Source organism: Oxynema mangrovii CENA135, from assembly GCF_016632315.1.
Taxonomy (GTDB): Bacteria; Cyanobacteriota; Cyanobacteriia; order Cyanobacteriales; family Laspinemataceae; genus Oxynema; species Oxynema aestuarii.
Genome location: NZ_JAEOXH010000002.1, coordinates 1030870 through 1044599, shown reverse-complemented (window position 1 = coordinate 1044599; position 13730 = coordinate 1030870). Strand labels below are relative to the sequence as shown.

Annotated in this window: 8 protein-coding genes; 5 read left to right on the top strand and 3 right to left on the bottom strand. The window is 53.9% G+C overall.

Features of this window, described 5'->3' with window-relative positions; translation table 11 throughout:
- Positions 1-295 precede the first annotated feature (295 nt).
- The 4 genes from pbpC to JJD41_RS18205 all read left to right on the top strand — a co-directional run bounded on the left by pbpC (position 296) and on the right by JJD41_RS18205 (position 6770).
- Positions 296-2638 (top strand): penicillin-binding protein 1C, encoded by a 2343-nt coding sequence (gene pbpC / locus JJD41_RS18220; protein WP_200668914.1) that lies wholly within the window; start codon positions 296-298, stop codon positions 2636-2638.
- A gap of 131 nt (positions 2639-2769) precedes the next feature.
- Entirely contained in the window at positions 2770-3942 is a 1173-nt protein-coding gene (locus JJD41_RS18215; protein ID WP_200669257.1) for a pyridoxal phosphate-dependent aminotransferase, read from the top strand.
- A gap of 682 nt (positions 3943-4624) precedes the next feature.
- Positions 4625-5458: a 1,4-dihydroxy-2-naphthoyl-CoA synthase gene (gene menB, locus JJD41_RS18210; protein WP_168568896.1), complete on the top strand. Its 834-nt coding sequence runs from the start codon at positions 4625-4627 to the stop codon at positions 5456-5458.
- Between the two features lie 154 nt (positions 5459-5612).
- The gene (locus tag JJD41_RS18205) at positions 5613-6770 is read left to right on the top strand and encodes an NAD(P)/FAD-dependent oxidoreductase (protein ID WP_200668913.1); all 1158 of its coding nucleotides are present in this window, start codon (positions 5613-5615) and stop codon (positions 6768-6770) included.
- A 246-nt stretch (positions 6771-7016) separates the two neighbouring features.
- On the opposite strand, the gene JJD41_RS18200 is transcribed toward JJD41_RS18205, so the two are convergent.
- The 3 genes from JJD41_RS18200 to JJD41_RS18190 form a co-directional block, all read right to left on the bottom strand.
- On the bottom strand, positions 7017-7220 hold the full coding sequence (locus JJD41_RS18200) for a hypothetical protein (RefSeq protein ID WP_168568894.1): 204 nt from the start codon (positions 7218-7220) through the stop codon (positions 7017-7019).
- Between the two features lie 287 nt (positions 7221-7507).
- On the bottom strand, positions 7508-8785 hold the full coding sequence (locus JJD41_RS18195) for a CCA tRNA nucleotidyltransferase (protein WP_200668912.1): 1278 nt from the start codon (positions 8783-8785) through the stop codon (positions 7508-7510).
- Positions 8786-8821: 36 nt separating this feature from the next.
- A complete protein-coding gene (locus JJD41_RS18190; RefSeq protein WP_200668911.1) occupies positions 8822-11905 on the bottom strand; it encodes a serine/threonine-protein kinase in 3084 nt (1027 codons plus the stop codon).
- A 458-nt stretch (positions 11906-12363) separates the two neighbouring features.
- Between JJD41_RS18190 and ispG the strand changes: the two genes are divergently transcribed.
- Complete coding sequence (ispG, locus tag JJD41_RS18185; RefSeq protein ID WP_200668910.1) at positions 12364-13590, top strand: (E)-4-hydroxy-3-methylbut-2-enyl-diphosphate synthase; 1227 nt, start codon at positions 12364-12366, stop codon at positions 13588-13590.
- Positions 13591-13730 lie beyond the last annotated feature (140 nt).

Below are 13730 nucleotides of genomic sequence, written 5' to 3'. Positions count from 1 at the left end.
ACCGCCCAACAGCGAAAATGTAAGCTACCGTCGATCGCCTTTTAACGGATTGGATACAGGAACGATAAAACAGAAGTGGTCAATAGAGAAAGAGGGCAAGCTTCTAACTTGTTTTTGCAGTAAAGAAGAGCAGCAAATCATAAGCGATCGCCCCCTTTTAATGTTACGAAAAATAGGGTTTTCGATCGCCGATTTTCTCAAAACCTTATTTTTTCCTAAAATTTCCCGTTACCGACGATCGCCGCCGAGAAAGTCATCATAATAGAAAAGACGGCGATCGCCCAGGAACAGAACGATGGCAAAACTCAACGCCCTCACCGCGTTTTCGGCGCGAAAATGGCATCAATTGAGTGTAAAACAGCAACGGGGGGTGAAAATTGCCCTGGGGCTGCTCTTCCTCGCCGCAATCGTGCGATCGCTGCCCTATTTAATGCCGATTCGCGCCACGGATATCGCCCAAACCGAACAGGCGATCGTTTTTCGCGATCGCAACGGACTGCCCCTGGGGACTCTCCTCACCCGCGATCGCGATCGCACCGCCGTCGTCGGCCTCGATCGCGTTTCCCCTCACTTTATACAAGCCATCCTCGCTGCCGAAGACAAGCGCTTCTACCGACACGGTGCGTTAGACTTGCAAGCGATCGCGCGATCGCTGCTCGAAGCCGTCCAAGCCCGCCAGATCGTCTCCGGCGCCTCCACCATCACCATGCAACTCGCGCGAATGCTAGAACCTGCGCCGCGCACCCTCCCCCACAAACTCGGCGAAATATGGCTGTCCTGGCGCCTCTACGCAGGCATGAGTCGCGACGAAATCTTGCACGCTTATATCAATCGGTTGCCGATGGGCGGCAATCTCTACGGCGTCGAAGCCGCCGCCCGCACTTATTTCGGCGTTCCCGCCAGCGATCTCACAATCGCCCAAGCCAGTTTACTCGCCGCCATCCCCAACGACCCCAACCACCTCAACCCCAACACCCACTGGGACCCCCTCAAACGGCGCCAGCAATACGTCCTCGATCGCATGGTCGCCGACGGCTACATCACCCCCCAGCAGCGCGATCGCGCCTACGCCGAACAGCCCCAACGCTTAGCGGGCGATCGCGGCATTGAGGCCGCCCCTCACTTCCTATTTTGGCTGGCAAACCAAGTGCCAGATACGGTATCTCAAGTGACCACGACGATCGATCGCCCCTTACAAGAATTTGCCGAAGCCCAAGTCAAGCAAATGGTGCGCGCCCTCGCCCCCCACGACGTGCGCCACGCCGCCGCGATCGTCCTCGACAACCGTACTGGAGACGTTCTCGCCTACGTCGGATCCCCCGACTACTTCGGCGACGATCGCCTCGGACGCAATGACGGCGTGCAAGCCTTACGCCAACCAGGATCGACCCTCAAACCCTTTTTATACCAATTCGCCCTCGAACAAGATATTATCCAGCCGAATACGATTTTGGCCGACGTACCCACTCACTACGCCATCCCGGGGGCTAAATTATACAGCCCCGTCGATTACAGCGAAAAGTTTTTAGGCCCCGCGCGGGTTCGCCTCGCCCTCGCCAACTCCCTCAACGTCCCCGCCGTCAGGGTTTTAGAAAATGTAGGCGTGTCCGCCTTCCTCGATCGCCTCCACCGCTTGGGATTCGACCATCTCACCCAGTCCCCAGAACATTACGGCTTGGGACTCGCCCTCGGCAGTGGTGAAGTGAGCTTGTGGGAACTCGCCCGCGCCTACCTCACCCTCGCCCGTCGGGGAGAGGCGATCGCCCTCAACCCCCAAATCGACGCCCCAACTTCTCACAATCCCCGGCAAATTGGCGATCGCTCTCACTGGGGGTTAATTATCGATATGTTAGGCGATCGTTACGCCCGGGCGCGCGCTTTCGGCGTCGAATCCGTCCTCGACCTCCCCTTCCCGGCGGCGGTTAAAACCGGGACTTCATCGGACTTTCGCGATACCTGGACTGTCGGATTTACCCGGGATTACACCGTCGCCACCTGGGTCGGCAATTTTAGCGGCGATCGCATGAAACAAGTTTCCGGCGTCACTGGGGCCGCCCCTTTGTGGAATCGTATTATTTTACACTTGCACGAAAACCGCGAACCCGCCCCCTTTCCGAACCCTCCCGGTTTCGTCAAACGCCCGATTTGCGCCACCACCGGGGTCAAACCGACGCCGGAATGTTCCGCAGTAGTTTTAGAATATTTTGAACCTCAAGATTTAGCCAACTACGATCGCCCGCATCCGGTCACTTTATCCGACGATTATAATGAATGGTTGGCGCGACAAAACACTCCCAAAGCGATCGCCGATCCCGTTAAAATTGTCTTTCCTCAAAATGACGATTATTTCGTCTTAACGCCTCACGAAGAAACGGCAAAAATTCAACTCAAATTAGCCGGAATTCCCGCCGATCCGGTGGAATGGCGCATCGGCGATCGCGCGGGAGTGCGGAAACGGGTAACGACTGAAGGAAAAAATTCCTTATTTTACGAACTTCCTACCGGAAAATGGACAGTCGAGGTTAACAGTGGCGATCGCCGCGATCTCATTACTTTTGAAATTCAAGCCACTGAATCCCCCAACGCCCCCCGGGGTTTCTCGATTTCCGATCGCCCCCAATCGACACAAAACGACTAAATTTTACAGTCTCTGCTTCACTGCTTGCAAAAGGAACAATTTCTAATTCTTTTTTGCAGATCGGGCAATTCGATTTATCATAAAGATCGGCCACGATCGCCATGGCTAAGTTCCTTATCTTCAATGGCAAGATGAATCGAGAAACCTTGAGAATGCAAGCGGTTCAATCCCCGATTATCCCCATCGTCGGTGAGTTAATTCGGCAACATCCGGGAACAATTTCTTTAGGACAAGGGGTGGTTTCTTATCCGCCGCCGCCTCAAGCTAAAAATGCTGTTTTATCCTTTTTTGAGAATCCAGATAATCATAAATATAAGTCCGTTCGAGGGATTCCCGAGTTACTGGATCTTATTGAAACTAAAGTCATCAGTGAAAATCAGATTAACATGACTGACGATCGCTGTATTGTCGTCACGGCGGGCGGGAATATGGCGTTTATGAATGCGGTGTTGGCGATCGCCTCTCCCGGAGATGAAATTATTATTCAAAGCCCTTATTATTTCAATCATGAAATGGCGATCGCGATCGCTGGATGTCGCGCCGTCATCGTCGAAACTGACGAGAATTACCAACTCCGTCCGGAGGCGATCGCGGCGGCGATTACCCATCGAACTCGTGCAGTGGTGACCATTTCTCCGAATAATCCCACCGGGGCAGTTTATAGCGAATACGCTTTACGTTCGGTCAATAAACTATGTCGCGATCGCGGGATTTATCATATTACCGATGAAGCTTACGAATATTTTATTTATGATGGCGCACGCCATTTTTCGGCGGGTTCGATTCCTGGAAGTGGCGAGCATACGATTTCCTTATTTAGTCTTTCTAAGGCTTACGGATTTGCCAGTTGGCGCATCGGTTATATGGTTTTACCGAAGCACTTACTCGATTCGGTGAAAAAGATTCAAGATACGATTTTAATTTGTCCTCCGGCGATCTCGCAATTTGCCGCGTGTGGCGCTTTAACGGCGGGCTTCGCTTATTGTCGCGATCGCATCGATCGAATTGCCGAAGTTCGTCATCTCGTACTCGATTTACTCGAACCGATTCGCGATTTATGTACGATTCCCGACGCGAAAGGTGCTTTCTATTTTCTGCTCAAAGTGCATACCGATTTAAACGCGATGGAACTCGTCGAAAAGCTGATTCGCGAGTATCGGGTTGCGGTTATTCCGGGAACGACCTTCGGGATTGAATCGAGTTGTTATTTGCGGGTGGCGTATGGCGCGTTAGAACGAGAAACGGCGGCGGAAGGAATCGGTCGGTTAACCCGTGGTTTGCGCGGAATTATCGCTGTTTCCTAAGATCCGATAAGATTCAAGAGGCGATCGGGAATAATAAACCCAGTTAAATAAAAATACTGGGGGCATCTCCATGAAAGAGGGAAGTATAGGATTTTCGATCTTATTTATGATTGCGATCTTGTTCCTGGCGATTTGGAGTTTAATCGAACAAATTGAGGAAAATAAGAGGGAACAGCCCGTCGATCCCCTCAGTTTTGTGAGGGGCGATCGCCTCCAAGTTTGATAAAACTAGCACTAAAACTTTTCTCGTTGGAAAGAAAATAAAGATTTAATATTTCTTTTTTAGTTGGGGGGAGTAGGGTTCGAGTCTAACTTTGTAGGTTGTTTATCTTTTAAAATGCATGGTCACGAGGTGGTCAGAATGCCCGCACTACCAAAAAGTATGGTGTCGAAGTAGGGGTTTAGTCAGCAAAATCTAGAGTAGGGGTTTGGTAACCAAACCCCTACAAGATTTTTTGATATTTTCTTTATAAACAGTCTCATAGGAACTTCACTCGTTTGACTCATGCAGTTTAAATGTCTAACAGCTTAGGATCCAGGGGGTCGGCACTCGACGGCAAAGAGGAAAACCGAAAAAATGATTGTTGAGGACGCATTGGTGGGGAAAAGGCGATCGCCACTGCCCATGTTCGCCGCGAAAGCGGTACAATTCTCAAGCTGAAGTCGCGATCGCATAAGTTGTATGGACATCCAATGGCAAACCGTTAAAACTTACGAAGATATCCAATATCACAAAAGTGATGGCATCGCCAAAATTACGATCGATCGCCCTCACAAGCGTAATGCTTTCCGTCCGAAAACGGTTTTCGAGTTGTACGAGGCGTTTTTAGATGCCCGGGAAGACGGCAATATCGGCGTGGTTCTGCTCACCGGGGCCGGACCGCACAGCGATGGGAAATATGCCTTCTGTTCGGGGGGCGATCAAAGCGTGCGCGGTGACGCGGGTTATATTGACGATGCGGGGGTTCCGCGTTTAAACGTCCTCGATTTGCAACGACTGATCCGGTCGATGCCTAAAGTGGTGATTGCGTTAGTCGCCGGATACGCGATCGGTGGCGGTCACGTCCTGCACGTTATTTGCGATTTAACGATCGCGGCGGACAATGCAATTTTCGGACAAACCGGACCGAAAGTCGGCAGTTTTGACGGCGGTTTTGGGTCGAGTTATTTGGCGCGGATTGTCGGACAGAAAAAAGCCCGAGAAATTTGGTTTCTCTGCCGTCAGTACGACGCCCAACAAGCGTTAGAAATGGGTTTAGTCAATTGCGTGGTTCCGGTGGAACAACTCGAAGCTGAGGGAGTTAAATGGGCGCAAGAAATTTTAGAGAAAAGTCCGATCGCGATTCGTTGTTTGAAAGCGGCATTTAATGCAGACTGCGACGGTCAAGCGGGATTGCAAGAATTGGCGGGCAATGCCACCTTGTTGTATTACATGACTGAAGAAGGATCGGAAGGGAAAAAAGCCTTTTTAGAAAAGCGATCGCCGGACTTTCGTCAATATCCTTGGCTGCCTTAATTGGGGGGAATAAACTTTCGTCATTCGTCAAAATTGGGCGATCGATCGCCAAGGGGTAAATGTTGCTCGATCGCCCAATTTCAAGCCATAGAATTTCTCTTAAAAACGGCGATCGCCTGCCGAGATTTCAATTCGTTCTCAAATTTAGGATGCCATGTACGATCGTTTATCTGAAGATTTAAATCAGCATTTACCCGCCGTTGACGTGGCGATCGTCGGCGCCGGAATGGCAGGATCGATCGTCGCCCGACGATTACGCCAAATGGCTTATCGCGTCGTCATCGTCGAAAAATCCCGAGGGGTCGGCGGACGAGTTGCGACCCGAAGAGTGCACGATACCCATGCCGACCTCGGTTTACCCGCGTGGTCGGTGCAGGGGAAATTCATGCAGGGCATCCTTACCGCAATCTCTCGGCGAGAGACGATCGCCCCTTGGACGGATACGATTTACGAATTCGACGGGGAAAGTTTTGTAAAAAATACGCACTGGTCGCCCGCCTATGTTTCCCCCGCAGGGATCAACCGGATCGCCAAATATCTCGCGTCCGGACTGGAGATTTGGCGGCAACGGCGCGCCGTGGCGATCGCCCCTACCCCGGCTCGTACTTGGTATATTTCCCTCGAAGGGACGGGAAGCGATGGCAGTGAAGCGACACCGATGGGGTTAACGGCGAAGGCGATCGTCCTCGCCATCCCCGCGCCGCAAGCAGTGTCCCTGTTAGAAACAGTAAACGGCCATTTCGCGCCCCATTTCCTCGATACCGCGCGATCGGTGGCATACGACCCCTGTATTACCGCGATCGCGGGCTATTCCCCGGACAAACAAGGGGAGATCCTGCGGCGATCGCCCCCTTGGCGCGCCGTTCGCTTCCCAAGTGACCCCGTTCTCGCCTCGGCGAGCTGGGAAAGCAGCAAACGCACGGGCGATCGCGCTCCGGTTTTCGTGTTCCACAGTAGCACTACATTTGCCGAAGCTCATTTAGATACAATAGATCTTACTCAAGTGGCGCAAAAGTTGCTCGATCGCGCCTCAGAAACATTGTTTCCTTGGCTCGACCAACCGGAGTGGTGGCAAGTCCATCGCTGGCGTTACGCCTTCTGTCGCCGTCCCCACCACGGACCGCTACTGGCGTCCACCCAGCCCGCGATCGTCGCTTGTGCGGGGGATTGGTGCCAAGATGAAACCCATTTAAACCGTTTTAGTTCGATTGAAACGGCATTAAACTCGGGCGATCGAGCGGCGTTCTGGGTCAACCAGCAATTAGAAAATCGGTCTTTTCCGCCGTTCGTGAGTCTTTGGGAAAACTCCTAATTCATGGGCTGTAGGGACACAGCATTGCCCTATCCATCGTGAAACTAGATTGTTTTCCTATATCAATGGCGAACAGCTTACTCCCTACTCCCCAAAAACTCAAAAAGTTTTGAGCCACCTCCTCGATGACCCAAAACTTTTTAGATGTTGCAGTTCGAGATCTGAAACTGTTCGGCAGTTGAGAGCAACAAACTCCTTAAATCTTACGGACAAGACGATGACTCGCCGAGTGGCAGTCAAACTGACTTATTGGTTGTCATCGTCGTTGTTGTTGTTGTTATCGTCGTTATCGCCTTCGTTTCGATCGAAGTTGCTGCCCGAACCTGTCGTATTCTTACTTGCGTAGCGCCGTTTGCCAAAACGACCTGCATTAGACCGTCTGCGATACTTGCGCGCGTAAGCTTCGTTACGTAAAGCTTTTTCTTTTTTCAGATTACGGCGTTTAGCCATTCTCACCTCTAAAAAACAACCAGCGAATTGATTAGCGCCGAGCAACTCTTTCGCTTGTCTGACTCGCTCTGTCTTGTTGGCGCTTGGCTGACCTCTAAGCGAGGGAGCTCAACGGCTCAGAGAGGGCCGAGCATCTAGTTAATTCGCTAGATTACTCAGTTTAGCACATTCATTTTCAGCCCTTGCGAAAATCGTCCCTTTCACAAAAAAGACCTGTAGCAAGGATGGCGGCGAAGGGCGATCGCCTTACCCCGGCTCGATCTTGCCTGTTCGTGTTAATAATTTATTCAGGATCCGCCGACACCGCGATCGCAGCATTGGGCGGCAAAATCGAGGGCATCTTCTGGGGTGTGAATGCGACCCTCGACCCGCGCCAGTTGAATGTCCGCCAGAAGCTGGCCGATTTGCGGACCGCCTCGAAGTCCGAGGGCTTGCATCAGTTGTTTTCCGGTCACCAAGGGAGTCGGATGGGCGATGATATCTTGCGGGTCGAGGTAGCGACCGATCGCCCCGGACCAGCCATCGAGGGGCATTCCCCCGGCGACGGCGATCGCCACCAGGGCCGGAAACATGTTATCGACCGCCTCAAACAGAAAATACAGCGATCGCGGCGACGAGTGGTTTAAATCCAGCGCCGATAACTCCGCCGTCTCCGTCGTCAAGCGCAGCCAGCCTTTGAGAGTACGCACGGCGGCGTGCATTTGGGCGCGGCTGAACTTCAACTGCATCAGTTGGGTTTCCGCCGCTTTGACCTCCCGAGGGAGCAAGGTGGCTAATTTGGCGATCGCCCGGTAGCCGGACACCTTGAAACGAGGGTGCAGGTTTTGTGCAAATTCTCGTTTTAACGCGGGCCAGCGATCGCCGATCGCCGCCGCCGCCCGTTCGATTTCGCCAGCGATCCGGAGGCGATCGCCCGTAGCGTCGGGAAAATAGGGTTGTAGCAGGCCCACTTCCCAAGCGGCAGCAATCCACTCGCCCCCGGCGGGAGAGTCGAGCAGGTATTCCAACTCCGTTTGAATGCGTTCTGCCGCCACCCGACGCAACAGGCGGGCTAACTGGGCGATCGCCCCTTGAGTTTGGGCTTCGATCGCGAAATTCAATTGAGCGGCTTGACGGTAAGCGCGCAACAACCGCAGGGGATCGTCGGCTAAGTTGGTCGGCGAGACCATTCGCAGCACCCGGCGTTCGAGATCGGCCCGTCCGTTGAGGGGATCGAGCCATTCTCCGGTGTGGGGGTTGTAGGCGATCGCGTTAATCGTATAATCCCGGCGCTGTAAATCCGCCACCAAGTTCGTCCCTTCGAGTTTGGCGAAATCGACCGTGGCGCGATCGAAAACGACCCGGGCGATCCGCCGTTCTGCATCCAAGAGGACGAATCCCGCCTTGTAGCGATTGGCAATTTGCCGCGCCGTGGTGACCGCCTGACGCGGCAAGACGAAATCGAGGTCTAAGTGGGGCGATCGCCGCTTGAGGAGGCTGTCACGAACCGCTCCGCCCACCAAATAGGCATCCGGGGGCAGTAAGTTGAGATCGAACGGCCAGGAGTCGGGAGAAAGGATAGACACGGGGAAAGCGGGAGGGACGGCGGAGGACGGTTGAGGTCAATAGCGACCCAGGAGATCGCGGACCGAACGGCGATAGTCGAGGGCCAGTTGATAATCCGGATCGATAGCGATCGCCCGTTCGTAAGAGTCGAGGGCTTCCTCGTAGCGTTCGAGGGATTCGAGGGCAATCCCGCGCGAAACCCAGACAAAGGCATCGTCGGTTTCGAGTTCCACGGCGCGATCGAACGATTCGATCGCCTCCTCGTAACGGCGCAACTCATTAAAGACGACTCCGCGACGGGCCCAGGTTTTGTAATCTTGCGGGTCGATTTCCAACGCGCGATCGAACGAATCGAGAGCCGCTTGGTAGCGTCCTAATAAGGTTTGAGCGATACCGCGATCGCGCCAAGCGGCGGCGAACTCCGGTTGCAACTCGATCGCGCGATCGTAGGCGGCGACGCCGGAGTCGTAGCGCAGCAACCCCGTACTGAGTAACGACGCCAGGTCGTACCACGCCGCCGCCGAGTTCGGATCGAGTTCGATCGCGCGATCGAAGGCATCCCGCGCGTCGTAAAATCGCTGCAAGCGCACTAACAAGCCGCCTTTTTTCTGCCAGATCGGCGCCGAATTCGGGTTCAATTCCAAGGCCCGATCCACGGAATCGAGGGCTTCGTCGAGGCGATCGAGCTGGCCTAAAATGCGCCCTTGTCCGGCCCACAGTTCCGGATTGTCCGGTTCGCGGGCGATCGCGCTAGCGTAAGCTTGCAAGGCCCCTTCGTAAGCCTGCCGTGCGTCTTCCGGGCGGTTTAAGGCGTCTAAAGCTTCCGCTTGTCGTTCCCACGCCTCCAGATTGTTCGGTTCTTGTTCGGCGACGGTTTGGAACTGTTCGAGCGCCTCTTCGTAGCGTTCCAACGCTAATAAGGCGCGACCGCGACCCGATCGCGCGCTCAACAACGTCGGATCCAGTTGTAAGGCGCGGTCGTAAGCGACCAACGCTTCCGCAGGTCGTTCCAGTTCGGCGAGGACTTTAGCGCGATCGCCCCACAACCGGGCCGTATCGGGATCGAGATCCAATGCTTTTTGATAGGCGATCGCCGCCAACTCGTGACGGCCCAAGGTATAGAACGTATCGCCGCTACACTGCCAAGAGCGGGCGTAATCCGCCGCGACTGCCAAGGCTTTGTAACATTCTTCGTTCGCCGCGTTCGGCTCTTCGGCGGCGAGTAATTCGTTGGCGCGATCGACGAACCCATCCGCTTGTTGCATTTGAGATCGTGCCTGCTGCATCTGAACGACGAGAGACACCAGCGCCGCCACCACTGCCACCGCCGCCGCAACTAGCACTCCCCACATCCATTGCGGCGAGGGAGTCAACCCAGTTGCCGAGGAGCGATTGCGGGGTCTTTGGCGATCGCGAGGCGGATCGGTCGGGGTGGGAGACGGCGCGATCGCCTTTTCTGGAGCCTCGGAACGGTTCGGATCGAGTAGGGCCAAATCCGCCAACACCTCCGACGCCGACCCGTAGCGATCGCGGAAATAACTCAAAACCATCTTGTCGAGAATGCGGGCCAATCCCTCGGTCACCGTCGCGTGTTGGCGCCAGCTCAACTCCCCAGTTTCCGGATCGCGACCGAGATGGGTCGGGTGAATTCCCGTCAACAGGTGGATGGCGATCGCCCCGACCGCGTAAATATCGCTATTCGGGCGCGGATTGCCGACTTGCTGTTCTTTCGGCATATATCCCGGCGTTCCCACCACCCCCACACTCTTGAGTTGTCCTCCCTCGATGGTCAGGGTACTGATTTGTTTGACCGATCCGAAATCGGTCAGGGCAATTTTGCCATCGGATCCCCGCACGATCGCGCTCGACGGTTTGAGATCTTGGTGAATGGTATTTTGTTCGTGAACGAATTTGAGCGTTTCTAAAACATCTTTGAGAAACGCGATCGTTTGCCCTTCGTCGAAGCGCCCTCCCGCCGCCAATTTATCCTGGAGCGATTCGCCTTCGACATACTCGCGAACTAAATACAACTGCCCGTTCGCCTCAAAATCCGCCAGTAATTGGGGGATGCGATCGTGGGTTCCCAACCCGTGCAGAATTTGAGCTTCCGTATCGAATAAATTGCGCGCCTCCCACAACGGGAACGCTTCGTGATTGTCAATTTTGAGTTGTTTGAGAATGCAATAACTTTGCCCAGTACGCTGCAAATCTTTCGCCAACCAAGTGCGGTCTAATTGACCTTCACCTAATTCCCTTAATATTTGATAGCGATTGTCAACGACTTCGCCAATTCGATGTAAATTTTTGAGATCTTCAAGCACGTCTTTTGCCCGTTGGTAGCGCTCGTTTAAATCCGTATGCACCATCCGATCTAAAATATCCGCCAAACGAGCATCGACTTCGACTAAAGGACGCCACATCAACAGACCCGTTTGTGGATGTCTTTGCAATTGGCGCGGCGACATCCCCGTTAAGGCTTGAATCGCCGTCATTCCCAAAGCGTAAAGATCGCTGCTCGCCGTCGGTTTGCCGCCGAGTTGTTCGATACTCATGTAACCCGGCGTTCCGATCGCCGCCGTCGTCACCTGTCCTTGCGCGGCGATCGCCAGCGTTTCGATCTCTTTCAAACTTCCAAAATCGATCGCGGCGATTCCCCCCTCTTGCCGCCGTCGGATCAAATTGGACGGTTTGATATTACGATGCACGATATCATAACCATGAACGCACTCTAAAATCTTCAGCACGTCGTAAAGTAAATTAATCGCTTGTCGGTCATTCCAACGGCGACCCTCGCCGATTTCTTCCCCGAGATCGTGCCCTTCGATATAGTCTTCAACCGTATAAAATTGCTCGTCATGCTCGAAAGCATCGCAGATATGAGCCACGTCGGGACAGTTTTCGAGCGCCTCCAACCGTTGCACTTCCGTTTCAAACCGCCAACGTGCCTCTTTGAGAATTGACGGTTCGGCGAGATTCGGTTGAAAATGGCGGACGATACACCATTGCTTCCCTGCTGGCTGTTCGAGTGCGGGTTCCTCCCCAGCCGCTTCGCAAATTTCGGCGAGATAAATGCGGCCAAAAGCCCCTCGTTTGAGATTTTTAACGAGTTTGTAGCGCCCTTTAAGAACAGTTCCGATCATGGGATTTATCGAGTAAATGGCAAAGGAGCGATCGCTCCCGTGAAAGGCAACAGCAAACAGCCCGAAATTGACAAGCCGCGACGATGACCTCCGCACGCAAATCAAGAGAGACTTTCATTCTTACTCAGATCTTAGTCGGTAGCATACGCTAACTCGCGCCCATTTCGATCCGAGGTTCCCCCCCTCTGACCTCGCGCGAGTCGGGACACTACCGACGCGCCCCCCAGCAACCGAGTCGTTTCGACTTCTACCGCTTCCCTCTCGACCGGTGACGCCCCCACTTCCCCTCAATTTCTCGGTGACAAACCACCAAAAGGAACCCGCTTTGTGGCACCCTGAAAAACAGGAGTTCGCCCGATACTTCGATCGCGCGATCGCCCGGACTCGAAGCAGCCAACCCAAGAGCTTCCGCATCCTCTCGGCGATCGACGTTTTTGCACCTATCACCAACCTACCGTATGCAGACACTTCCCAATCCCAGCCTCACCCCAAACCCCGCCAGCGACGCCCTCACCGATACCACGATCCACCGTCGCTCGACCCGTCCGGTTCCCGTCGGCAACGTCACCATCGGCGGCGGTTATCCAGTCGTCGTACAATCGATGATTAACGAGGATACCCTCGATGTGGCCGGGTCCGTCGCCGCCATCCGCCGCCTGCACGAAATCGGCTGTGAGATCGTGCGCGTCACCGTTCCGAGTATGGCCCACGCCAAAGCCTTAGCTCAAATCAAAGAACAACTCGCCGCGACTTATCAAGACGTTCCCCTGGTCGCCGACGTCCATCACAACGGCATGAAAATCGCCTTGGAAGTCGCCAAACACGTCGATAAAGTCCGCATTAACCCGGGACTGTACGTGTTTGAAAAACCGCAAGGCAATCGCACGGAATACACCCAAGCGGAATTTGACGAAATCGGCCAAAAAATTCGCGAAACCCTCGAACCGTTGGTGATTTCGCTACGCGACCAGGGGAAAGCGATGCGAATTGGGGTCAATCACGGTTCCCTCGCCGAACGAATGCTCTTTACCTATGGCGATACGCCGGAAGGGATGGTCGAATCGGCCCTGGAATTTATCAAAATTTGCGAATCCCTCGACTTTCACAATTTAGTTATTTCTCTGAAAGCATCGCGAGTTCCGGTGATGTTGGCGGCTTACCGTTTGATGGTCAAGCGCATGGACGAACTGGGAATGGACTATCCCCTACATTTGGGTGTCACCGAAGCCGGAGATGGCGAATACGGTCGCATTAAGTCCACGGCGGGGATCGGAACCTTACTCGCCGAAGGGATTGGCGATACGATTCGCGTGTCGCTGACCGAAGCCCCGGAAAAGGAAATTCCGGTGTGTTACAGCATCCTCCAGGCGTTAGGTTTGCGCAAAACGATGGTGGAGTACGTCGCCTGTCCGTCTTGCGGTCGAACTTTATTTAATCTCGAAGAGGTTCTGCACGAAGTTCGCGAAGCGACCAAACACCTGACGGGTCTCGATATTGCCGTGATGGGATGTATTGTCAACGGGCCGGGTGAAATGGCGGATGCGGATTACGGTTATGTCGGCAAGCAGCCGGGATATATTTCTTTATATCGAGGCAGGGAAGAAATTAAAAAAGTCCCGGAAAATCAGGGTGTGGAAGAGTTAATTAATTTAATCAAGGCTGACGGTCGTTGGATCGATCCGTAAGGGAGTGAAGTTTAGGAGGTCGGCAAGGGAAAGTCCTAGAAAATCGAGACGTTTTGGCCTTGCCTACCTCTCCTCGCCGGGGGAATGGCGATCTCAATTGGTCTCGGCTGCTGAGTCCGTAAAGCCTATGTTATCTTAGG

Bases quoted from the DNA above. Each gene is read 5' to 3' on its own strand.
- pbpC (WP_200668914.1), top strand. From the start codon at position 296: ATGGCAAAACTCAACGCCCTCACCGCGTTTTCGGCGCGAAAATGGCAT.
- JJD41_RS18215 (WP_200669257.1), top strand. From the start codon at position 2,770: ATGAATCGAGAAACCTTGAGAATGCAAGCGGTTCAATCCCCGATTATC.
- menB (WP_168568896.1), top strand. From the start codon at position 4,625: ATGGACATCCAATGGCAAACCGTTAAAACTTACGAAGATATCCAATAT.
- JJD41_RS18205 (WP_200668913.1), top strand. From the start codon at position 5,613: ATGTACGATCGTTTATCTGAAGATTTAAATCAGCATTTACCCGCCGTT.
- JJD41_RS18200 (WP_168568894.1), bottom strand. From the start codon at position 7,220: ATGGCTAAACGCCGTAATCTGAAAAAAGAAAAAGCTTTACGTAACGAA.
- JJD41_RS18190 (WP_200668911.1), bottom strand. From the start codon at position 11,905: ATGATCGGAACTGTTCTTAAAGGGCGCTACAAACTCGTTAAAAATCTC.
- ispG (WP_200668910.1), top strand. From the start codon at position 12,364: ATGCAGACACTTCCCAATCCCAGCCTCACCCCAAACCCCGCCAGCGAC.